General features: G+C 49.9%; 24 protein-coding genes. 8 read left to right on the top strand and 16 right to left on the bottom strand.

What is annotated here, in order from left to right; genetic code table 11:
• Nucleotides 1-61 precede the first annotated feature (61 nt).
• Together LKD71_RS09475 and LKD71_RS18690 are read left to right on the top strand one after the other, a co-directional pair.
• A complete protein-coding gene (locus tag LKD71_RS09475) occupies nt 62-229 on the top strand; it encodes a hypothetical protein (RefSeq protein WP_227615221.1) in 168 nt (55 codons plus the stop codon).
• A complete protein-coding gene (locus LKD71_RS18690; protein ID WP_227615232.1) occupies nt 180-329 on the top strand; it encodes a TetR-like C-terminal domain-containing protein in 150 nt (49 codons plus the stop codon). Before LKD71_RS09475 ends, LKD71_RS18690 begins: the two co-directional genes overlap by 50 nt.
• Here LKD71_RS18690 and LKD71_RS09465 read toward each other — a convergent pair.
• The 9 genes from LKD71_RS09465 to LKD71_RS09425 form a co-directional block, all read right to left on the bottom strand.
• A complete protein-coding gene (locus tag LKD71_RS09465; protein ID WP_227615220.1) occupies nt 324-980 on the bottom strand; it encodes a hypothetical protein in 657 nt (218 codons plus the stop codon). The two genes, LKD71_RS18690 and LKD71_RS09465, sit on opposite strands and share 6 nt — an antisense overlap.
• Entirely contained in the window at nt 977-2,926 is a 1,950-nt protein-coding gene (locus LKD71_RS09460; RefSeq protein WP_227615233.1) for a COG1361 family protein, read from the bottom strand. Before LKD71_RS09460 ends, LKD71_RS09465 begins: the two co-directional genes overlap by 4 nt.
• Nucleotides 2,916-3,578, bottom strand: a complete 663-nt coding sequence (locus LKD71_RS09455; RefSeq protein WP_227615219.1) for an ABC transporter ATP-binding protein — start codon at nt 3,576-3,578, stop codon at nt 2,916-2,918. Before LKD71_RS09455 ends, LKD71_RS09460 begins: the two co-directional genes overlap by 11 nt.
• A gap of 86 nt (nt 3,579-3,664) precedes the next feature.
• Nucleotides 3,665-4,396: an ABC transporter permease gene (locus tag LKD71_RS09450; protein WP_227615218.1), complete on the bottom strand. Its 732-nt coding sequence runs from the start codon at nt 4,394-4,396 to the stop codon at nt 3,665-3,667.
• Complete coding sequence (locus LKD71_RS09445; protein WP_227615217.1) at nt 4,393-5,280, bottom strand: hypothetical protein; 888 nt, start codon at nt 5,278-5,280, stop codon at nt 4,393-4,395. The genes LKD71_RS09450 and LKD71_RS09445 overlap by 4 nt, the downstream gene beginning before the upstream one ends.
• Before the next feature lie 2 nt (nt 5,281-5,282).
• The gene (locus tag LKD71_RS09440) at nt 5,283-6,908 is read right to left on the bottom strand and encodes a DUF6034 family protein (protein ID WP_227615216.1); all 1,626 of its coding nucleotides are present in this window, start codon (nt 6,906-6,908) and stop codon (nt 5,283-5,285) included.
• 425 nt (nt 6,909-7,333) lie between these two features.
• Complete coding sequence (locus LKD71_RS09435) at nt 7,334-8,713, bottom strand: sensor histidine kinase (protein ID WP_227615215.1); 1,380 nt, start codon at nt 8,711-8,713, stop codon at nt 7,334-7,336.
• Nucleotides 8,710-9,375 (bottom strand): response regulator transcription factor, encoded by a 666-nt coding sequence (locus LKD71_RS09430; RefSeq protein ID WP_178045881.1) that lies wholly within the window; start codon nt 9,373-9,375, stop codon nt 8,710-8,712. Before LKD71_RS09430 ends, LKD71_RS09435 begins: the two co-directional genes overlap by 4 nt.
• Before the next feature lie 113 nt (nt 9,376-9,488).
• Nucleotides 9,489-10,733 (bottom strand): aminopeptidase P N-terminal domain-containing protein, encoded by a 1,245-nt coding sequence (locus tag LKD71_RS09425; protein ID WP_227615214.1) that lies wholly within the window; start codon nt 10,731-10,733, stop codon nt 9,489-9,491.
• Between the two features lie 363 nt (nt 10,734-11,096).
• Here LKD71_RS09425 and thiW point away from each other — a divergent pair, with 363 nt between their 5' ends.
• The 5 genes from thiW to LKD71_RS09400 all read left to right on the top strand — a co-directional run bounded on the left by thiW (nt 11,097) and on the right by LKD71_RS09400 (nt 15,344).
• The gene (gene thiW / locus LKD71_RS09420; protein WP_227615213.1) at nt 11,097-11,606 is read left to right on the top strand and encodes an energy coupling factor transporter S component ThiW; all 510 of its coding nucleotides are present in this window, start codon (nt 11,097-11,099) and stop codon (nt 11,604-11,606) included.
• A gap of 246 nt (nt 11,607-11,852) precedes the next feature.
• Nucleotides 11,853-13,163 carry a phosphomethylpyrimidine synthase ThiC gene (gene thiC, locus LKD71_RS09415; RefSeq protein WP_227615212.1) on the top strand — a complete coding sequence of 437 codons (1,311 nt, stop codon included), beginning with the start codon at nt 11,853-11,855 and terminating at the stop codon, nt 13,161-13,163.
• Nucleotides 13,164-13,316: 153 nt separating this feature from the next.
• On the top strand, nt 13,317-14,453 hold the full coding sequence (locus LKD71_RS09410; protein WP_227615211.1) for a glycoside hydrolase family 27 protein: 1,137 nt from the start codon (nt 13,317-13,319) through the stop codon (nt 14,451-14,453).
• The gene (locus LKD71_RS09405; protein WP_227615210.1) at nt 14,453-14,647 is read left to right on the top strand and encodes a hypothetical protein; all 195 of its coding nucleotides are present in this window, start codon (nt 14,453-14,455) and stop codon (nt 14,645-14,647) included. Before LKD71_RS09410 ends, LKD71_RS09405 begins: the two co-directional genes overlap by 1 nt.
• A 181-nt stretch (nt 14,648-14,828) precedes the next feature.
• Entirely contained in the window at nt 14,829-15,344 is a 516-nt protein-coding gene (locus LKD71_RS09400; protein ID WP_227615209.1) for an NUDIX domain-containing protein, read from the top strand.
• Between the two features lie 656 nt (nt 15,345-16,000).
• Here LKD71_RS09400 and LKD71_RS09395 read toward each other — a convergent pair.
• From LKD71_RS09395 to LKD71_RS09375, 5 genes are all read right to left on the bottom strand, one after another.
• Nucleotides 16,001-16,315, bottom strand: a complete 315-nt coding sequence (locus LKD71_RS09395; RefSeq protein ID WP_227615208.1) for a DUF3784 domain-containing protein — start codon at nt 16,313-16,315, stop codon at nt 16,001-16,003.
• 37 nt (nt 16,316-16,352) lie between these two features.
• Nucleotides 16,353-16,541 carry a DUF6019 family protein gene (locus LKD71_RS09390; protein ID WP_117764142.1) on the bottom strand — a complete coding sequence of 63 codons (189 nt, stop codon included), beginning with the start codon at nt 16,539-16,541 and terminating at the stop codon, nt 16,353-16,355.
• Between the two features lie 49 nt (nt 16,542-16,590).
• Entirely contained in the window at nt 16,591-16,956 is a 366-nt protein-coding gene (locus LKD71_RS09385; protein ID WP_227615207.1) for an SdpI family protein, read from the bottom strand.
• A 360-nt stretch (nt 16,957-17,316) separates the two neighbouring features.
• On the bottom strand, nt 17,317-17,886 hold the full coding sequence (locus LKD71_RS09380; RefSeq protein ID WP_227615206.1) for a chromate transporter: 570 nt from the start codon (nt 17,884-17,886) through the stop codon (nt 17,317-17,319).
• The gene (locus LKD71_RS09375) at nt 17,883-18,446 is read right to left on the bottom strand and encodes a chromate transporter (RefSeq protein WP_227615205.1); all 564 of its coding nucleotides are present in this window, start codon (nt 18,444-18,446) and stop codon (nt 17,883-17,885) included. The genes LKD71_RS09380 and LKD71_RS09375 overlap by 4 nt, the downstream gene beginning before the upstream one ends.
• Before the next feature lie 330 nt (nt 18,447-18,776).
• On the opposite strand from LKD71_RS09375, the gene bsh reads away from it, so the two are divergent.
• The gene (gene bsh / locus LKD71_RS09370; RefSeq protein WP_227615204.1) at nt 18,777-19,754 is read left to right on the top strand and encodes a choloylglycine hydrolase; all 978 of its coding nucleotides are present in this window, start codon (nt 18,777-18,779) and stop codon (nt 19,752-19,754) included.
• 114 nt (nt 19,755-19,868) lie between these two features.
• On the opposite strand, the gene LKD71_RS09365 is transcribed toward bsh, so the two are convergent.
• Entirely contained in the window at nt 19,869-21,356 is a 1,488-nt protein-coding gene (locus tag LKD71_RS09365; RefSeq protein ID WP_227615203.1) for an AAA family ATPase, read from the bottom strand.
• A gap of 140 nt (nt 21,357-21,496) precedes the next feature.
• On the bottom strand, nt 21,497-22,462 hold the full coding sequence (locus tag LKD71_RS09360; RefSeq protein ID WP_227615202.1) for a GTP-binding protein: 966 nt from the start codon (nt 22,460-22,462) through the stop codon (nt 21,497-21,499).
• Nucleotides 22,463-22,469 lie beyond the last annotated feature (7 nt).

The raw sequence follows: 22,469 nt of genomic DNA, 5'->3' as shown, positions 1-22,469 counted from the left end.
AACGGATTCTGACATTCTGTCTTGAAAACGAAAGGATACGATTATGGAAGAGAACAATAAAATGAAAAAACAGAATCGCAGCGTCATGCGGACACAGAACCTTCTGAAGACCGCTCTCATCGAACTGATGCAGGAAAAATCGGTCCAGCAGATCGAGGACGAACAAAGAGCCGGAAACGCTGGAGTTTTTCTACTCCTACTGCATTTCCGGCTGTATCGGCCTCATTGAAAACTGGATCTCCGGCGATATGCACCGGAGCGCTGACGAGATGGCCACCATTGCGGCCGAATTTGTGCTTCACGGCTTTCAGGCCATGGCCACTTTATAAGCCTTCCTTCGTCGGGACAAAGCTTTCCTTTGCCTTCCGGAAGTTCGTCTCCCCTTTCACCGTGAGAAGAACTTCCTTGATGGAAAAAGGCTGGCCATACTGCTCTGCCAGCGCTTTTGCCTGGTCGATGGAAAAATAGATTTTATCCGCTGGTTCCTTTAAGACCGCTGCTGCCCGGCAGGAAAAGGTCTGTTCCGGCCGGTTCGAAAAGGAGGCGGTGATCGAAAGCTCCTGATACTCTTCGAGCAGCTGGCCGAGGCGCTTTTCTGAGATTGCATGGCCGTTGGCATCCACAAGGCCGAAGAGCGCCTCCTTTCCGATCAGAAGCGCCGGCGTTCTCCCCAAAGCGGTATCGGAAGCCTTCTCTGCCTGATAATGAAGGTTCGTAAGCTCCACTCCCAGAAGCTCCGTCTCCACAGAGTATTCCCCGACTTTCAGCTGGACGGGCAGGGAAACCACCGGCTCGACGGACTGAATCCCAGGAAGCTTTGCCGCTTCTTCCAGGAAAGCCTCATCGTAAACGATTCCATTTAAGGCCGCCTGCTCCTGAAAAATCTTCTCTTCCCGGGAAAATTTCCCCAGAAGGATTCCCGAAAGAGTCAGCGCTGCCGCTGCAAGAAGAACCAGAAAGACCAGCCAGCCTTTTTTCATCGGCCCGCCTCCTTAAGAAGACGGGATTTTCGGCGTAGGCTTCCGATGAGGGCCAGAATCAGAAGAATCAGGAAAACCGTCACCACAGCGAAAATCGAATACCACCAGGAATTGCCCGTTTCTTTTTCCTCGGCGACATTGAGGGAAAGAATCTGGGCTTTTTTGATTTCCGTCTGGTAATCCTTCGTCTCCTCATGGACCGTGCCGAGGGCATCCTCGTAGGTCAATGTCAGGGTACCACTCACCGGGCCGTATTTTTCCGCGTCCGTGGTACCCGGATCGTTTCCGATGGCCTCCATCGTGCGGGTGCCCACATAAACCTTCATGACGCCTTCCCCTTCCGTCCCCGCGTCGAGATTCCCCAGGAAAACTTCTTCCGTCGGGAAAAGGCCGGTACCGGAAAGGCTGATTCTGGCATTATAGACCTTCGTCCGGCTTAAATTCAGCGCTTTTACGGTGAGTTCTTCCGTGTCCGAGGCATAGACTACCGCCGGAAAATCGGCGCTTTCGAGTTCCATCCTTACCGGCTGGGTGACGGTGAGATTCAACGTTTCCGTACCTGTGGAGGCCGTGCCCTTGGAATCCTCATATTCAAAGGTGAAGGTCAGCGTATTTTCCGCGCTCTCCGCGTCTTTTGCCACGGTGAGAAGGCTTTCCAGCGTCGCATTTTCTCCCGAGGAAACTTTGGCAAAATACCAGGAATTTTTCCTGAGTTTCAGGCCCGCAGATGAGGAAGCGGCTGTAATTTTCAGGTTGTACATCTCCTCAGAAAGACTCCGGTTCTGAAAGGCAGCCGTCAAAGTCTCCTCGCTTCCCGCTTCGAGCGTTTTGCCGGACAGGTTACAAGTATCCAGAAGCATTTTAGGCTGATGGATGATTTTTTCCGTCTCCGCGCTGCCGCCCCCGCCGCTGTAGTCACCGCCTCCTCCGTTGGGTTCGTCACCGCCGATGACCACCACATCGCTGTCATCCTTCTCCGAAATCCGGACGAACAGGCGGTATTCCAACGTGACTTTCTCGCCTTTTTCCGTATAGCCCAGGGCTTTCACGGTGACGGGATACTGGCCTGGCTCCGCCGTCGAGAGAAACTGGAGCTTCACGCGATAGACATAGGCTTCGGCGATCTCCGCGGCCCCTGCTTTTTCCTTGAGGGCCTTTCCCTTCTGATCAAAATAGACGGTCTTTTTGTCCACATCCTTCTGGTAGTTCTTCATCTCGAAGGGAACCGTGCCCGAGGAGTCAAATTCGAGGCTCACCGTGAGGCGGTCGTTTTTCAGAGGGCCGTCCGCCGTGAAGGGAACCACCAGCGTGGCAGAGCTCACCGTGGTGGAAGGTGTGTAGCCCTGAGAATAGGTAGATTCCATGTCGGAGTAGAGATGGCGGTTGTCGATGCCGAGGTGAAGGGAGGTGGAGGTGGGAGATTCTGTAGCGGGTGGAGTGGTTTCCGGCGGGGTGGGAGTGGCCGGGTCAGTGGATGGAGCGGAAGTTACAGGCTCGGTAACGGGCTCGGTAACGGGTTCCGTGGCGGGGACGGATGGCTCGGGAGATGGTGTGACTGGTGTCGGAGCTTCTGGCGTAGGTTCAGTCGCCGGTATAATCGGCTCAGTCACAGGTGTGGTCGTTTCCGGTGGAACGGAAACAGCTGGTTCTGTGGCAGGTTTGGATGACCCGGCAGGCGTCGGAGCTTCTGTCACCGATTCTGTCACTGGTTCGGGATTCCCGGATGATATCTTGGACGCAGCTGTATCGCTCTCTGACGATGACTGAGCAACTGTCTCAGGGACGGGTGCAAAGTTGTCTTCCCTATTCAAAACCTCGGATTGTACCTCCACCGTAAACTCCGGATTCTGTTCTTCTGCCGCCAACGCTTTCATATCTGTCGCTCCTGCTGTCAGCATGACTGCCAGCACCGCCGCCAACGCTCCGGCTATCTTTCTACTTCTCATCCTTTTCCATCGTCCTTTCTCTTAAGATCCCGCCATCCATCTCATACACCCGGTCGCAGAGAATCCGGATGTCGTCCTCGTTGTGGCTGGCCAGAAGGATGGTCTTTCCTTCTTTTTTCAGTTCCAGAAGGAGGGAACGGATCTCCGCCACGCCATTTTTGTCCAGGCCGTTGAAGGGCTCGTCCAGAATCAGAAGTTTCGGATCCTCCATGATGGCCTGGGCAATGCCGAGACGCTGACGCATGCCGAGGGAATATTTCCCCACAGGCTTTTTCATATCCGGATTCAGGCCAACCCGTTTCAGAACCTGCCGGATTTCTGTCTCACCAATCTTCCGGTTTAAATCTGCCAGAATCTTGAGATTCCGGATGCCGGTCTGATTCGTGAGAAAGCCCGGTGTCTCGATGATCACACCGAGAGACTCCGGAAAATCCCGGTCCACGCCGATCCTTTTTCCAAAGACCCGGATTCTGCCGGAGCTGGGCGGCAGGAACCCGCAGATACATTTCATGAGAACGGTCTTGCCGGAACCGTTGTTTCCCACAATGCCATAAACCTTCCCGCTCTCCATGACCAGATTGACTTCTTTCAATACCAGATCCTCTCCGAAGCGTTTCGTCACGCCCTCGATCTCCACGCAGGGTTCTGTCATATGCTGCCTCCTGTTCATACTTGATAAAATCACGCCCTGATAAATCGGATTGACGATAGTATTTTGCAACCGCCGAGATGAAAATCTCAGATTTCCTCTACCCTCCGATACAGCGCCATCCCATGGACTGCCATCGCCCCCAGCAAAAACACCAGCAGAAACAGCCACAGTCCCAGCTTTCCCTCACCCCAGTCGCCGCTCCCCTCGATCCACTGGGGCGGGTAGAGCCAGAAGGCCTGAGCAAAATACCGGTCGTGGAGAATCATGCAGAAATAATAGGCCACAAAGGGCAGGCCCCAGGCCAGGTATACCGACCGGCAAACAGCCGCAGCCGCCCCTCCGAGGGTGCTTAAGATTCCGCCCAGAAGCCCCAGCCGGAGCAGGATGTATAGAAACTCTCGTCCCTCTTCCATCGGAAAACTCCCCTGCTGTTCTATTGGGAAAAAGACCACAAAATAGCCAAATGAAATCAGCACACCGGCCAGCAACCAGGTCAAAAAGCCGCTGAGTGCCACAGCCACAACCTTATTTCCAACATAGTCCAGCCTTCCGGTCCGCGGAAGAACCGCTTTCAGAAAACCGCCCTTCCATTCTCCTAAGAAAGAATCGCTCCAGGGCAGCACAGCAGCCAGCGGGACAAAAAAACAGGCCGTCTCCGAATAAAAGGCTTTCTTTTCCATCGAAAGAAAATTCCAGGCCGGAAGCAATTCCTCCCCGAGTTTCGGATAAACCGCCCCAAAGCCGATTCCCAGCACTCCCAGAAACACAGCCGCCCAGAAATTTCTCCCGGAAAGCATCCGTTTGATCTCCGTTCTCATTCTTTTTCTCCCAGAAAAGTAAAGGGATAGCGTTTCAGCGCTTTCAGGGAAATCAGCACCAGAAACAGCAGCAGGCCGCCGAAGACCAGCAGGGACTGTCGTACTGTGGGCAGCCGATCGTAACCGAAATTATGACGGGCATAGACTGCATGGCTTAAGGGGCTCACCCACCCCGCCAGCACATTGACCTTGTACATCTCATAGCTTTCCAGCCCCAGAATGGTCCCGATCGTCTGCGGATCCAGGAGAAAGCCGAAACCGCTGAAAAGAAGACCGGCAATCATCCCTTTGTTCCCCTTAAAGATCAGATTTCCCGCCAGTATCACGAAGCTTAAGCAGAGGGAATAGAGAAAAATCAGAGCCGCCACCTGAACCATGCAGAGATAAGGCGGCATGCTCTCCATGACTTTCACCGTGGAGGGAACGCTCAAGTTTTGTCCCAGCTTGGAGTAGGCCAGCATGGCCGCCGTCTCGCTCCAGATATCTCCCACATAGCTGTTTTTCATGCAGAGGAGCACTGTGGAAAGAAGCATAAAGCCCGTATAGAGGAGGGTTGCCGCCGCCACATAGAAAAGTTCCCCGGCGAGCCATTTTTTCCGGGTCATCCGGATCAGATAGTAGGGCGAAACCGGTGTCAGCCCAGGAAGATCCGAGAAAAGCAGCAGAAGCAAAAGGGAGCTTAAAAGGATCGCCGTGCTGTCCCCGAAGGTCCATAGAAAGGGTTCCACCGCCTGCACCGGCGTGTGGTAAGCCTCGATGACCACCATGATCCGGGTACTCAAAAGATACGAGAGCACGAATCCCAAAAGGAAGGTCAGAACCACCCGGGGATTTTTCCAGAAACCCCTAAAGGAAAATTTTGCTGCTGCCAGTACCTGCCTCATAATCAGTACCCCAGGTTCCTGTCGATGATACTTCCGTCGATCGCATTGATCGTAAGATAGCTCTGATAAGTCATATTATTTGTGCTGGTAACGCCCTCATAGGTACTCTCAAAGCCGCCAAAGAAATCCCAGGCGGGAACCAGAATACCGGTTTTTGGATCACTGGCCGGTTCATAGATCCTGGTATAGCCAAAGGTGATCCGGTTGATATGGTAGATCCGTTCCTGCTCATAATTCAGAGTATCCGCATTCTGAACCAGCATCATTTTCTCATAGATCTTCATGATCTCATCAAAGGACAGCAGCTTCAGATTCTCTGTCTTCACTTCCCCTTCGTCATAACGGTTATCAAACTCCAGATATTCCACTCCATCCGCATTCACTACAAGATCCAGCACCTCATAGCACCAGGTTTCCATCTCGCTCTCCATGCTCTCAAGACCGCCGCCATATTCCATGGTATAAGTGATGGGAATCTTGTTGATCTTCCGCACATAGTGGAACTGATAACCGGCAGCGATCTGTTTTTCTCTGGTGTATCCCCCTGTTTCCGTATCCGAATTCCAGAGAAGCGCATATTCCCACTCTCCCATCACCATGTCCGGAATATTGAGTTTTGCCACTTTTTCATCCGCCAGTTTTTTTGCTTCCTCGAAGCTGATCCCGATATCATTTTTTATGGTCTCTTCATCCGGAACCTCTGTCGTATCTTTTAATCCTCCATAGCCTGCCCAGAAACTGGTATCCAGATTGGAAAATTCTTCATAGAGCCTGGAGATTCTTATGTTCACAGGCATGCTGGAATAGCCAAAAACCGCATAATCATACCATTTCCCGTCTTCCGTCTTTGCTGTTCCCATAAAGCGGTTTTCATCTATGTAAGTGCCGCCCTGGCCATCTTCCTTTTCCAGATTCAGTTTTGCAGGAACTTCCTGCAGCTGCTTTTCTTCAGGCGCTTCCTCATAGGCATTCTCTGCGTTTTCAATGGCGTTGTAGATATCATAAACCAGACTCCCGTCTTCATCCGTCCCGTAGCCGTAGGGATCCAGATTGCCTTCTGCCAGATACCCTTTCAGTTCTTCCAGCTTTTTCTGCAATTCCGGCTTTGTTGGCTGATAATAACTCTCCTGTGAATAAAACACCGCATCCGGCAGGAACGCCTCCGTCACCTGATCCATCAGCGCCTGATCCAGAGGATGCTGGCTCACTGAAATCGCCGACACCTTCGAGGCCTCCGGAATCTCCACATCGGCATCTGTCAGGATTTGAAGTTTTCCTGTCTCATCTTTCACCTCGCTGCTATAATGCTCCGGAGCTCCGAGGGCGCTGCGAAGCACAGAGGAAGAGGTCTCACTGGACTGGGGCGTCTCAGCTGTTTCTGTGCCGCTCGCGTCACCAGGCACAGTTGTGCTGTTCTCCGTCCCGGTGCTGTCTGCCTCCAGATCATCAGGGTTCTCCGTCCCGGTCGTGCTCTCCTGCGCTGCCAGAGTCTCGCCTTCTTCATAATTTTTCAGGCTTGCCGCGCCTTTCTGGCGCACCAGAGAGCTCTCTGGAGTCTTCGCGCAGCCTGCCAGCATTCCGGCTATTATGATGATTCCGGCTATGCTGAAAATTCTTCTATTATTCATATCTAATCCTCCTGACCTTTTTTCTGCTCTTAGCCTATCACAGCTCCCTTGTCAAAATCCTCGCTGAGTTGTAACCGTTCTGTAACCGCAGTTCGGCTTTGGAAAGCCGTTGGAAAACATATGCGAGGGGGACGGCTCCTGGGCCGCCCTCCCCCTCAGCCTCCCCCTCGTGGCCCTTTAAAGTCAAAAAATATGGGGCTTACGTCAACAGGAAAGAGGTGTTCGACAGATGTGGAATGACAACAGGGGGAATTGTGGTTGCTTACCTATAAATCCATACCCACCCGTCATTTCACGCACTCCCAGTCTGACATAAGCCCCTTATTTTCTGCGTGCCCTGGAAAGGGGGTTGCAAGGGGGAAAACCAGGACTGGCGCAACTCTGATGGTTTGCCCCCTTGCTAATGTTTTCCCCCTTTGCCGTTTTTAGTAAAATAAATGAACGCAAGTTCCTTTCCCTTCCTCACTTTCCAGGGAAAGCCGCGCCCCGTGCAACATCGCAATCTCCTCACAGATCGCCAGCCCCAGTCCCACGCTTCCCGCGCTCCGTGCCCGGGCTTTATCTACCATGTAGAAGGCTTCCGTCACCCGCGCCAGGTCTTCCAGCGGAATCCCTTTTCCCTCATCTCTCACTGAAAGCTCCCTCTCATCCGCCCGAATCCATATCTTCCCGCCTTCTTTAGAAGCCTTCACGGCATTATCCACCAGATTCATTACAAGGCTCATCATCAGATCCTGGTCCATGGTCTTCGTAAGATCCTCTGGAGTGCAAGAAATCTCTAGGGAAAGCTTTTTCTCCTGCAATCTCCAGAACGTAAGCTCCTTCACTTTTTCGAGAAAAGGCAGCACCTCCACCTCTTTTTTCTCAATGGTGCTCTCCCCCATCTCATAAAGGCCGGTGAGTTCCAGCATCTTCACCGACAACCGTGAAAGCCGCCGGCACTCGTCCCCAATATATTGAAGGGCCTGTTCCCGCCGCCGTTCGCTTAAGCGCAGCGTCAGAAGCGTATCCGCGTAGCCGATGATGGCCGTCATCGGCGTTTTCAGCTCGTGGGCCAGACTTCCCAAAAGCTGTCTCTGCGTCTCATTGACCGTTGAAAGCTTTTCCACATGCTCCTCGATCTTCTCTGCCATCTGGTTAAAACTCTCCGTCAGCTCTGCGATCTCATCCTTTCCCCGGACGGGCAGACGGATTCCATAGTTCCCGTCTGCCAGCAAAGCTGCCGTCTTTTTCAGTTCTACCAATGGCCGGATCGTCCGGTATATTCCATGAAAAAGAAAAACTCCGATAAAAAGCAGGGCTCCTACGGTAAAAAGAAGCCCTTCCAGAAAAAGCTTATCAAAGCGCTGATAGATCTCCGTTATATCCTTATAGTAAAGAACGCGGTAATTTTTTCCAAAGGTCAGCGTATCCCAAAAGAGTAAAAGCCTTCGCTCTCCGTTCTTTAAGAGAAGCCCGTTCTCCCTGTCATCCGTCCGTTTAAAAACATCTTCCACCTCATACTCATAGGCACTGATGTTAAAAAGCTCCTTCGTCCCCCGGTAAAGGATTCCCTGGCTTCCCACATACTGGCGGAAAGCGCTGGCCACGATCCGGTCCTGTATTTCCTGTTCTTCCGTTTCATACATGCCTCTGAGTTTCTGGTCCAGTTCTCCTGTTTTTCCTTGAAAACTGAGCTTTTCATAGTGCTGGATACTCTCCACCGCCTGCCGCCTTGACTCATAGAGCAGGTAAAAAAACACTGCCTGGGACAAGACCAGAAACGCCAGAAAAATCTGCAGAAACAACTTTTTAAAAAGCTTCACTCATCCACCTCCAGCCGGTACCCGATCCGGGGAATGGTCCGGATCACGTCCTGAAAACCAAGTTTTTTCCGGATCCTGCCCACATGGGCGTCCACCGTTCTGGTCTCTCCCTCAAAGTCCACGCCCCAGAGAGCCTTTAAAAGCTGTTCTCTGGTCAGTGCCTTGTTTTTGTGGCGGACAAACATCAGAAGACAGTCATATTCCATGGGCTTTAAATAAATCTCTTCCCCCGCCTTCGTGACGCTCCTCTTCTCCGTGTCAATCTCCACATCCCCTACTTTCAGGATTTCTCTCCCTTTTTGATGACGCTCCAGCACCTTTTCCACACGGACCAGAAGTTCCAGCATCTCAAAAGGCTTTACAATATAATCCTCCGCCCCTTCTTTCAGTCCCCGGACCTTACTCTGGACATCCGCTTTCGCCGTCAGGAAAATCACCGGAATCCCTGCCGCCTTCAGCTCCGGCAAAAGCGCAAAGCCATCCTTTCCCGGAAGCATGATATCCACCAAGGCCAGATCAAAATCCGCCTCTTTTTTCAGAGTTTCCTCCGCCTCCAGCCCATCCAGACAGGAAACGACCTCATAGCCCGTCACCTCCAGATTCATGGAAATCAGGTCGTTGATGGCCATTTCATCCTCTATCACTAAAATTTTTCCTCGCATATTTTCACCTCAGTTCCATTTTAGCATAAACCCACTGTGGAAAGTTGTAACCGTTTTGTAAAAAAAGAAAGGCGCGACCGATGTCACGCCCATAATTCTCTGTATTATCTGTATTATCTGTTCTGCTGTGCCATAAATGCTTCGATCTCGTCCGGATCGCGGATGATCGCATCAGAAAGAACAACGCAGCCATCCTCGGTGATCAGGATATCGTCCTCGATACGGATGCCTATCTCCCACTCGTCGATGTAAAGGCCCGGCTCATCGGTGATGATGGCTCCCGGCTGAAGCTTTTCGCTGCCTGCTACTGTCACGTCATGAACGTCAATGCCCAGATGATGGGAAACGCCATGCATATAGTAGGTGCCGATCTCGTCCTTGTTCTCGATGAGACCTAAGCGGATGCAGCCCTCAGCCAGCACATCTTTGGTGATCTCGTTGAGTTCGCGCAAGGTCATGCCCGGTTTTGCCACCTCAGCCACCTTGCGGTTTGCTGCCAGAACAACCTCGTAAACCTGTCTCTGGCGCTCAGAATATTTTCCGTTCACCGGATAAGTTCTGGTGATGTCGGCGCAGTAGCCGTTAAATTTGGCTCCCAGATCCATGAGAAGAAGGGTTCCGTCCTCGCAGACGTCCTGGTTGGTCTCATAGTGAAGCATGGTTCCGTTGGCTCCGCTTCCGGCAATCGTCGGGAAGGAAGTGCCGTCGGCACCCTGATGGTGAACCATATACTCGAAATCAGCCTGTGCCTGATATTCAGTATTGCCCGGCTTCAGATTTTTCATGACAAACTGGAGAGACTTGTCCGTGATGTCGATGGCCTTTTTCACCAGCTCGATCTCGTCCTCATCCTTCCACATACGAAGAGCAGCGACAGTCGGAGCGATGTTTTTGATCCTGCGGCCCGGATATTTGTCGGCAAACTCCTTCGCTTTTACAGCGTTGTAGTCCGGAAGATCCTCGTATTGGTAGCGGAAGCAGTCGAAATACAGGGTGGAAATGTCCTCTCTGTCCATCATGCTGCTTACCATTCCTTCAAAGGAATCCAGGAAACGAACATCCTCGATGCCGGAGATCTCCTGTGCCTCGGAGACAGTGACTTTTCTTCCGAACCAGCGCTCCTGGGTCGGGTCCGCCTCCTCGATGAAAAGGATGCTTTTCTCTTCTTTTTCCGTCTTTTTCATCAGCAGGATCATATGATCTCTGCGGAGTCCGGTCAGATAGAAAAAGTTCCGGTTTGCCTCAAAAGGCAGGTACTCGTCCGCACTTACATGAAGCTCGATTCCTGAAAAAAGGATCAGCGCAGAATCCACCTCCATGGTATCAAAAATTTTTGTTCTTCTTTCTCTAAAATTCATTTTTCTTTTCCTCCGTCTGTTTCTTTCGAAAACACTGTACCCTTAGGATAACACGTTCTCTCCTTCTTGCCTACCCTGTTTTTTCCGTCAGAAAAACAGCTTGCAAACTTTTTCTGTCTGCGTTATAATGTTTCCGGACAATTTCATGAAAAGAGGGGAGCTGGCGAAAGCCGGCTGAGAGGAGACGTGATTCCGTTTCGACCCGGAACCTGATTTGGATAATGCCAACGGAGGGAATACATACCAAGATTATTTAGAGGTGCCCCCCGCATCTCTTTTTTTATTCTGGACAGCGCAGGATCTCCATTCAGGTGGGGATCCTTTCTTATTAAACATCTGACGACTGAAAGGAGAAAATTGTCCATGAAAACCAATCTCTCAACGAAAAAAATTGCACTTGCAGGCGTATTCACCGCTCTTGCTGTTGTAGGAAGCTTTATCAGCTTTCCGGTAGCCGGCAGTAAATGTGCCCCGGTACAGCATATGGTCAACATTCTGGCTGCTGTCACCTTAGGCCCCTTCTGGGGGATCGGCATTGCCTTTATCGCAAGCCTTCTCCGCAATCTTCTGGCTCTTGGAAGTCTCATGGCTTTCCCGGGAAGTATGGTTGGCGCACTCTGCTGCGGTCTTGTTTACCATTTCTCCCGTAAACTGAGCCTTACCTGTGCTGCGGAAGCACTGGGAACCGGAATCCTCGGCGGCATCGCTGCTTATCCGGTGGCTGTTTATCTGATGGGCCTTACACCTGCCGGTATCTTTGTTTACATTGTACCTTTCCTGATCTCCACCGTAGCAGGAAGCATCCTTGCGTTCCTCCTGATCACGGTCCTGGAAAAGGGCGGCGTCATGAGAGAGCTCTCTTCTGCTCATTAAACAGAAAACAGGGAGTCTGCTGATACAGACCCTTGAAGGACAGATAAAACCAGACTTCATCTGTCCGGCGGTACATTGGGGACACCACTTTGTGCCGCTTTAAAAAAGCCGGTCTCATCCGGCAAGAAACCATCACTTGAAAAGATGAAGTTTCAGGCGTCAGTATTCCGGGCTGCTCATGCGTGCTGTCCGTGTTTTGCTGACGCCAGGATTCCAGACTCAAATCATGAAGGAGGCAAAACAAGCATGAGAAATTACACAACCCAGATGGATGCTGCCAGAAAAGGCATCCTGACACCGGAACTTGAAATTGTCGCAAAGAAAGAAAACATGACGACAGAGGCTCTTATGAAGCTTGTCGCCGAAGGAAAAGTTGCCATCTGTGCAAACAAAAACCATGTCGGCCTGAACCCGGAGGGCGTTGGAAGCATGCTCCGCACCAAGATCAATGTAAACCTTGGCGTTTCCCGTGACTGTAAAGATTACGACATCGAAATGCAAAAGGTCATGAGTGCTGTAAAGCTTGGTGCAGAGGCCATCATGGATCTTTCCAGCCATGGAAACACCCAGCCTTTCCGGCAGAAGCTGACACATGAATGTCCTGCCATGATCGGAACCGTTCCTGTCTATGACAGTGTGATCCACTATCAGCGGGATCTGGCGACTCTGACCGCCCAGGATTTTATCGATGTGGTCCGTCTTCATGCGCAGGATGGCGTGGATTTTGTTACCCTGCACTGCGGCATCACACGCAAAACCATTGAACAGATCAAGAAACACAAAAGAAAAATGAACATTGTCAGCCGTGGCGGAAGCCTTGTCTTCGCCTGGATGAGCATGACCGGTGAGGAAAATCCCTTCTATGAACATTTTGACGAGATCCTGGACATCTGTGAGGAATACGATGTCACCATCTCTCTCGGTGATGCCTGCCGTCCGGGCTGTCTGGCCGATGCAACGGATGTATGTCAGATCGAGGAGCTTGTCCGTCTGGGAGAACTGACCAAACGTGCCTGGGATCATAATGTACAGGTCATGGTGGAAGGTCCCGGTCATGTGCCCCTGGATCAGGTAGCCGCAAACATGAAGGTACAGCAGAGCATCTGTATGGGCGCTCCCTTCTATGTCCTCGGTCCTCTGGTAACCGACATTGCTCCTGGTTATGATCACATCACAGCTGCCATCGGTGGAGCTGTGGCAGCCATGAACGGTGCAGCCTTCCTTTGCTATGTGACTCCTGCCGAGCATCTGGCTCTTCCCAACGTGGAAGATGTAAAACAGGGCATCATTGCCTCCAAGATCGCCGCTCACGCAGCAGACATTGCCAAAGGGATCCCTGGAGCCCGTGACCAGGATGACCGTATGGCAGATGCCCGTCAGAAACTGGACTGGGAAAAACAATATGCCTGTGCGCTGGATCCCGAAACTGCCAAAGCGATCCGGGACAGCCGCAGACCTGAGGATGACCACAGCGACACCTGCAGCATGTGTGGAAAATTCTGTGCTGTCCGCAGCATGAACAAGGCTCTGGCCGGAGAATACATCGATATCCTGTAACGAAGAAAGCCCCCCTGCTTTTTGTAATGGAAGCAGGGGACTTCTTTTTTTGAACAATATTCGGTCAATCAGACATTCCTTTTTCCTGCAAAAATGGTACAATAAAATCACCATAAAACTTAGGCAGAAACATCTGCCGGAAAAGAGGTTCTAATGACTGCAAAGAAACCGCCTATGGGCTGGAACTCCTGGAATACCTTCGGGGAGCACATCAATGAAAAGCTGATCATGGAGATGGCAGACCAGCTGGTGAATGACGGATACAAGGACGCCGGTTACGAGTATGTGATCATCGACGACTGCTGGTCCTTAAAAGAGCGTGTGGACGGAAAGCTCGTTCCGGATCCAAAGCTTTTCCCCAGCGGAATGAAAGCACTTTCCGATTATATTCATTCCAAAGGACTGAAATTTGGCATGTATTCCTGTGCCGGAACAAAGACCTGTGCCGGCTATCCCAGCAGCTACGGTCACGAATTCGAGGATGCCCGCCAGTTCGCCGAATGGGGTGTGGACTACCTGAAATATGATTTCTGTAACTTCCCGGTAAGCGGCGATGCGAAAAACGCCTATCTTACGATGGCTATGGCCCTTCGCCACACCGGCCGCGACATCCTTTTTGCCGCCTGCAACTGGGGTAAATACGATCCCTCTGGCTGGATGCGCTCCAGAGGCGCTCACACCTACCGTTCCACCGGAGACATTTTCGACGTGCCGAGAAGCTATCAGGATATCTTCAAACAGCAGGTGGAAAACATCGAGGGCAACGCTCCCGGCTGCTACAATGATCTGGACATGCTTATCGTTGGCATGCACGGAAAAGGAAACGTCGGCATCGGCGGTTGCAGCGATGAGCAGTATCTCCAGCACTTTGCCATGTGGGCATTCCTTACCTCCCCGCTGATCATCGGCGCCGATATCCGGAGCATTGACGGGTCCAACAAAGCAACTCTTCTGAACAAAGGCCTCATCGCCATCAACCAGGACGGGGAGTGCTGCCCTGCTTTTCTCATTGAGAATGTCGGTGACAAACACTATACCTTAGGCAAAATCCTCTCCGGGAACCGCGTGGCCATCGGCTTTTTCAACATCGGCGAGCCGACCGAAGGCCCCTGCCATATGAGCATCTGCTTTGACGATCTCGGCATCCATTCCGAGTCCGGTCTTTTCCTGAAGATCACCGACGCCATCACCGGCGAAGAGCTTGGTACCTTCCAGGATGCCTACACCGCCGTCCTTCGCGGCTGCCAGTCTCAGGTTGTCATCGCAGAGCTGGTAAAACCGGAGAAATAATGGCACACTGTAAAGAATGTGGGCGCTCTCTCACCAAAGACGAGATCGCCCTCCACAAAAAGATCTACAACCGCGGCGCCGAAGAATTTTTCTGCATCGACTGCAGCAGCCGGTACCTGAATGTATCCGTTGATCTGCTTCGCCAGAAGATCGTAGAATTTAAAAAAATGGGCTGTACGTTGTTTGAGGCGTGATATTCCGCTCTTCAGGAGCGTAGCCGATTTCTCTGAAATCGTTCAGGGATTTGGGGCATTTTCCAAAAGCAAAACGGACAGGCGCTGTCAATGGTGACGCAGCCGTTCCTCTTGACCATTGACAGCGGTCGGCTGTTTTGCTTTTTATCTCAGAAATGAAGCACATTCTATTGGAGGTTATATGAGGTTACTATTTGAAATGGATAAACGCGATTATGACAATTGCACTCATAGGTTTGTGCGAAATTCGGCAAGAAGCATCATAATCCGCGAAAAAAAGATTGCTATGATCCATAGCTTAAAATATGACTATTACAAGTTTCCAGGCGGTGGAATGGAAGGAGAGGAATCTCCTGTCCGTGCGATGATACGTGAAACTCGTGAAGAAGCAGGTTTGGTGGTCAGACCTGATACGGTAAAAGAATACGGCTATGTGCATCGTATTCAAAAAAGTGATAAAGATGCAACGGAATGCTTTGTACAGGATAACTATTACTACCTCTGCGATGCTGAAAACGAAACTGTTGCACAGTGCTTAGACAATTATGAAGCAATGGAAAGTTTTACATTGGAATTTGTCGAACCACACATTGCAATTCAAAAGAATCGTAATGTGCGGAACAGTCTCCATAACTCTATGATGTTTGAGCGTGAAGCCCGGGTTATAGAATTGCTGATCGAGGAGGGACTGCTGTAATCGCAAATTTCATGTAAATGCTATAACTACAGTACGTCCACCTTCACGTTTGTGAGGTTCTTAGAATCTCATTATTTTCTGTGATTTTCGTGTCTTTATTGTCCTGTGTTATAGGATTTCTACGCTATATTTCTGTTCTCTTTATTTTTTAGTATCAAAATGGTATCACAGCCAGATTTTCATGAGCTGTCAACTTTCCGGTTGCAGATTCCCACCTTGACTGTTATAATCGAAACATGGGTGCTACCATAACGGTAGGCGGTTAGTCCTTCTCCAGAGGGTTGCAGAGTGCTAGTAGCACTCGTTTTGCAACGACCGAGGTGAAACGGAGACCTGTGACCCTCTGATTACATAGAAACTCGCAAGAGAATCCAGTGGAAAGGAGGGCTAAGCCAATGAGTATTGTTGACTTCATAGCAGTAGTGAGCTTCGGCTTAACCTGCTTTAGTATCGGATATACATTAGGCAAAGATAATCATAAACCACAAAAATAACCGCCCTGTCTGCAAGCTAAGCGGTTATCTTTGTAATCAATAAGTATGTGGACTAACCGTCTATCGGTAGCACTCTTTTTCTATAATCATATTAGCACGCATTTGTGAGAATGTCAAAATTTTTTTATTCTACATAGTGTAACGTCTCGACCCTCCGAAAATTTAATTTTCTCTTTTATGTCTATCTATAAGCAACAGAATAAACATAACAAACCATATCGCCCATGCAATTAAACAACCAGTTCCTATATACCAAATATCTATAATCATTCCAGCAATAAAAGGAAGTGACATAAACATCATTCTCTTCCCATATGCCTTACACATAGCATTTTCATCATATTTTTTTCGTTCTTCTGCCGATTTCATATTATAACCAGACAAGAATTTAGATGCTTGTCCTTTTGACCTATAAAACCATATTCCAAATAAAAGCATAATCACTGCCATTGCAAAGTCAAAAACAATATAGAACATCTAATGCCTCCTTTCAGTCGTTTCCACAAGCTTGGAGTTACTTATCTTCTGCATCCAAACCAAATTCTTTTTCGTTTTGGATATCTTCATCTTCATCAGTTTTCTTTCCAGTGATAGCACTGTAGGCTTCTTGGATGCCATTTTTCACTGCCCATTTGATAACAAAATACAGCGCAATCAAAATAACAATTGCGGTTCCTCCACTTATACCTAATTCATTCCACATAATTCAATCCTCCAAATTCCAATTTTCATTTCCGCCAATCGTAAGTTAGCTATTTTTTCATTCCTTGCTCTGTAAAATGCTTATGCAGAAAAAATTCTGTCGGAATAATTGTAAGCACCATAATTCCTAATTGTGAAAACACCAAATAAACAGAAATCATTTCAAAGTTTGTATCATCTTTCGTTAAGATCAAAATAAAAATAGATAGTATCAGCAGAATAATTCCTAAAACAAAGTTTATGCCGCCCCAACATCTGTGTGCATATCTCCATGTTTCATCATTCATCCTTGACATAGTAGTTCGATATCCTGAATTCCCCTGCCGATCTTTAGGAGGCTTATCTTTCCACATATATCCCAATATAATCATAGATAACGGTACTAAAAGTGAACACACGGATAAAAATATAAACATTACAGAGATCTCCTTCGGTAATTTTCAAAATTTTATTTAAAAATTTTCGTTTTATCTTTGCTTTATTCTACCATGGTTCATTTTAAAATACTATTCCAATATACACAAAGCAGAAAAAAAGAGAGCTTTTCCACCTTCACGGTTGGTGAACCTGCCTTTATTATATCACGGGAGTTTTTTCACACAACGCTAAAGCTATTTTGACCTGACAATAAGAAAAAGGACCGTTTTCTGCGACGGTCCTTTTTCTTTTCCGAAATCTTTTCATCTGGCCTGCTGTCCGCCGAACCAGAGACGCCGCTGCTGCAGTCAGAAGCGCCCGGTTCTTGATCTGCGGGATCAGCAGAGCCATCCGGCAGATCATAGCACCTTTTCCATGTAGGCCCAAACGGTTTTCAGAACGCCTGCCAGCACCATGACGAAAATCGGATTTTTCTTAAATTTCTGGAGAAGTACCATGGAGATCACAAAAATCACCACCAGGCTCCAGTTCGTATCCGGAAGGGAAACAGAAGCCCGTCCTCCCCAGAAAGCCGTGATCAGAATGGCAATTCCTGCGGAAGCGATCATAGCTACCACTGCCGGTCTTAAAGACCCCAGGATCCCCTGGAGCATTCCCATGTTCCGGTATTTCAGATACAGCTTTGCCAACAGAGTAACGATCACACAGGATGGAAGAATACAGCCAAATGTCGCCACGATCGCCCCAGGGATCCCGGCAATCTTGATGCCCACAAAGGTAGCCGAGTTCACGGCAATGGGACCAGGAGTCATCTGAGAGATCGTGATAAGATCTGTAAATTCCTCCATAGAAAGCCAGTGATGCAGTGTCACCACCTGCCCCTGAATCAGAGGCATGGCCGCATAGCCGCCGCCAAAGCTGAACATTCCGATCTGCAGAAAACTGATAAAAAGCTGCAGGTAAATCATGCTTTCGCCCTCCTCTCCTGAATCCAGGTCCGCACCGCGCCGATGAGGCCGCTCGCAATCACCACATAAATCACATTCACTTCAAAGACACAGACCACCATGAATGCTCCTGCCATGATGACCATGGAGAGCGGATCTTTTTCCTTCAGAACGCCTCTTCCCATATCGTAAACCACGGAAGCGATGACAGCTCCCACCCCGGCCTGCATGCCGTTCAGCATCTGACTCACGAGAAAATTATCCTGAAACGCATTGTAAAAAACAGACAAAATCGACAGAATCAGAAAAGGCGGCAGGATCGTCGCCAGGATCGCCGTAGCCGCTCCGATCATTCCCGCCAGCTTGTAGCCCACAACGATGGCCCCGTTTACGGCAATGGCCCCGGGCGAAGACTGGGCAATCGCAATGAGGTCCAGCATCTCCTCCTCCTCGATCCAGTGATATTCATCCACAAATTTCTTTTTCATCAGGCTTACGATTACATAGCCCCCGCCAAAGGTAAAAGCGCTAATATAAAACGTAGACACAAACAATTTCCACAACAAATTTTTCTTTTTCATACGCAATCCTCCGGTTTCTAGTACAGTGAAAATTAAGTATCTGCTATATTGATGCAGGATGATTTCTTCATATGCAAGGCGGAGGAATGAGGCGTAGCGGTGGCTACGTCGATTGACGACAACGCAGCAGATGAAAAATCAGACAAGTCAATATGGCGGTTACTTAATATTCACTGTACTAGTATAGCAGATTTTATATAGAAGTAAATGCGTATTATTTTATGTTTTACATAATAAAAACCTTATACATTTTTCAGAAAATCTCCCTTGCATCCCCCGCTGCTTTGCAGTATAGTGTCTTTCAGCAAATCTTAGACAGGAGGTTTTCCTATGTGTACCGCAGCAACCTATCTCACCGGAGATTTTTATTTTGGACGAAATCTGGACTATGAATTTTCCTACGGGGACGAAGTGACCATCACTCCGAGAAACTATCCCTTCCATTTTCGCAGTCTTGAAAAAGAGCTCACTGCCCATTATGCCATGATCGGCATGGCCTATATTGCCGGGGATTATCCCCTCTATTACGACGCCGTCAACGAAAAGGGCTTATGCATCGCCGGCCTGAACTTCGTCGGCAACGCCGCCTATCAGGAGCCTGTCCCGGAAAAAGACAATGTGGCCCAGTTTGAGCTGATCCCCTGGCTTCTCGGCCAGTGCGCTTCCGTAAAAGAGGCACGGGAGCTCATCGCCCGCATGAACCTCACGAACATTCCTTTCAGTGAGAAGCTGCCCCTGGCCCAACTCCACTGGCTGATCTCCGACCGAACCGAATCCATCACCCTGGAGGCCATGAAAGACGGCCTTCACGTTTACGACAATCCCGTCGGCGTTCTCACCAACAATCCGCCCTTCCCCTATCAGATGTTCCAGCTCAACAACTATATGCAGCTCTCCCCGGCCACCCCGGAGAATCATTTTTCCAAAGAGTTACCTTTCAAGACTTACAGCCGCGGTATGGGAGCCATCGGACTTCCTGGCGATCTCTCTTCCCAGTCCCGTTTCATCCGGGCCGCTTTCACGAAAATGAACGCCTGCTCCGGGGACTCTGAGGAGGAAAGCGTCAGCCAGTTTTTCCACATCCTCACTTCCGTGGAACAGCAGAGAGGCTGCTGCCTCCTCGAAAACGGCAAGTATGAGATCACCCTCTACTCCTCCTGCTGCAACGCAGACAAAGGCATCTACTACTACACCACCTACGACAACCGCCAGATCTCCGCGGTCTACATGAACCATGAGGATCTGGAGTCTTCCACTCTGGTGCGCTATCCGATCATCCAGAAGGCTTCGATCCACACAGTTAATTAAGCCGAAAAAAATATCCTGACCAGATCGCAGAGTAAAAACTGCAGGATCTGTCAGGATATTTTTTACTGTATCAAACCAACAGGGACACATAAAAAGCCAAAAAAACCGTCCCCATTAGCCCAGGAGGCTTCTCACCATATCCGCATGGAACACCACCTCAGAAACATGGTCCACCTCGATCTGGTAGAGCGCGTTGGCTGCGATATGCTCCGCTGCCTGCTCCAGGTCACGGATACCGGTTGTATCTCTGTATTTTTCGATAACGGCATCCAGTCCGTCCGGTGCCACCTGGCACTCGTTTTCCTTAAGGCTCATCCGTCTCAGCACCTTGGGAAGGGCGAATTTGGAGAAAATGACTTTCTTCTCTTCGTCGGTATAGTCCGGAATGTCGATGACTGCGAAACGGGACATCAGCGGCGCGCTGATCTGGTCCTTCTCATTGGCCGTAGCAATCGGATAAACGCCCACAGTGGGGATCATGCACTCCATGTAGTTGTCTGTAAAGCCTAGGTTATCGAGAAGCGTCAGAAGCACATCTGCCGGGTTTCCGTTACCTTTTCCGGAGGCTGCCTTGTCCAGCTCGTTGATGATAAAGACCAGGTTAGACTCTCCGGCCGCAGAGAAAGCTTCCATAATAATACCTGGTTTTGCGTTTGCATAGATACGGGAGCTTCCGGTGAGCTGCTCCGGATCGTTGATGGAACTCATATCGAGAGTCGTCCAGGGGAGACGAAGGATTCTCGCTACCGCATAGGCAATCTGGGATTTACCGGTTCCTGCAGGGCCTACGAGAAGCAGGCCATAAGCCGGAAGCGTGTGGGTCCGGTTGATCTGAATGATCGTCTCGATGATTCTCTGTTTTACCTTCTCCATGCCGTAGAGCTCTTCGTCCAGAATCCGGCGGGCCTCCACGGGATCGATGGCCTCAAAGTAATTGTTTTTCCACTGCACATTCATCATGATAGAAAGAGCACGCTGAGCGTGGCGGCGCTCCTCCGGGGAAACCTCGTGAGAGCGGGCCACAGCCAGGTTTCTTCTGGCCCAGAGACGGATGTTGTCCGGCAGGGTCCGGCCCGCACAGGTCATGAAATCTGTGATGCTCTGAATGCTCGTGAGCTTCATCTCATCTCCGGCTTCCTCCTGATCCTCGTCCTCCGCTTCCTCCTCCGGTGCATTGCTGGAAAGAAGCCGCTCGATCATAAACTGCAGGAAACCGTCCTCGGCGGAAAGCTTCGTGCCGCCTCCAAAAGCCGTCTCACGGATCTTATAAACCGCATAGCCCCCGGAAGTATTCTGGCCGGAAAGCCGCACATGAATATGGTTATCCCCCAGCCACCGGATCAGGCTCACGAAACGGGCGTCCACTTTCAGGATGTCCGCGCTCAGAACGCCGTCCTCCTCCTGGAACTCAAAGGCGGTCTTTTTCTCCGGATTGGAAAAAACGCCGCAGGAATGATGTTTCCACTGTCTCACGCTGTTGGCGAGCACAAGGATCGGCTGCTCCGGAGAAGTCGTATTCTCATCGGATGCAAAGGTGGTATATGTACAAACGGAATCTTCTGTTTTTTCTGTTGATGCATTGCTGAAATCAAATACTGGCATAATCGTTCTCCTTTACTTATCTTCCTGCCTGCGAATTGCCTGGCTGCTCCGCAGCTTCCGCAACCCCACAACCATCGTAACTGTCCAGTACCTTCAAAAGGATAGCAGTTCCTGCACAATTACCAAACATCCATAGTCTATCATGAATTTTTATGCACAACAACTGTATTTTCAAAAAAAGAACTGATCTTCTCTTTGTCCAGCTTTTCACCGATGACGATGATCACATCCTGTCCGACAGCCACCGGTTTTACCGTCAGCTCACGGGCGGTGGCATTAAGTTCCAGCCACTGTCCCCTTTCATCCAGCAGGAAGCCCTTGACCCGGTGAACTTTTCCGCAGGAAGGATCCTTCAGAAGATTTTCTGCGATCGTCTTAGCCCGCTCCACCTCTGTCTTCTGATCCATAAAATAAAGAGACTGAAAGACTTCCTCCTCACTCAGATCCAGCTTCCTCCAACTCTCTGCATGAAAACCACTTTCGGAAATAACCTTCCATTCTTCATCGGTCAGGTCTTCCCACTTTTTCCCGAAAATATCCTTCTCCGGATCCAGTCTCCGGCTGCACTGAACGCCTTCCAGTGCCCGGTTTAAGTGAACCTTCGTATCCACGATCTCCTCCTGGGATGCATCTTCCGTCTTACTTAAGAGGATTTTTCCCGCATTTGCCACCTCGGAAGCCAGAATATAATCTGCTTCTTCGGAAAGTTCCGGAGAAAGATGTGCATCCACAACGGTAAGAACGCTTCCTACCTGGTACCAGCGGTCCAGCGGCTCTTCCCTTAAAGCATCAAAAAATTCATCCACATCAAACACACCGGAGGGCTCCACCAGCACCCGATCGTAACCGCACATGCCCATAGCAATAAGCTTCGTCTTGAAACGTCTCCGGTGGCAGTCCTTATCACAGCCCCCGGAAACCATCTCCAGCTCACAATGCTCCCCCTCCAGATCCTGCAGAAGCATCATATCCACATTAACTGCACCGAAATCATTTTCCAGAATCCCGATATTTTCTCCTTTTCCCATGAGATATTCCGCATAGTTCCGGATAAATGTCGTCTTTCCGGCTCCCAAAAAGCCGGTGATCAGATCGATCTTTACCATTTTTCTG

The sequence above is a fragment of the Fusicatenibacter faecihominis genome, assembly GCF_020686945.1.
Lineage (GTDB): Bacteria > Bacillota > Clostridia > Lachnospirales > Lachnospiraceae > Limivivens > Limivivens faecihominis.
Note: the sequence above shows the minus strand (reverse complement) of the source record. Positions and strands in the feature narration are given on the sequence as shown.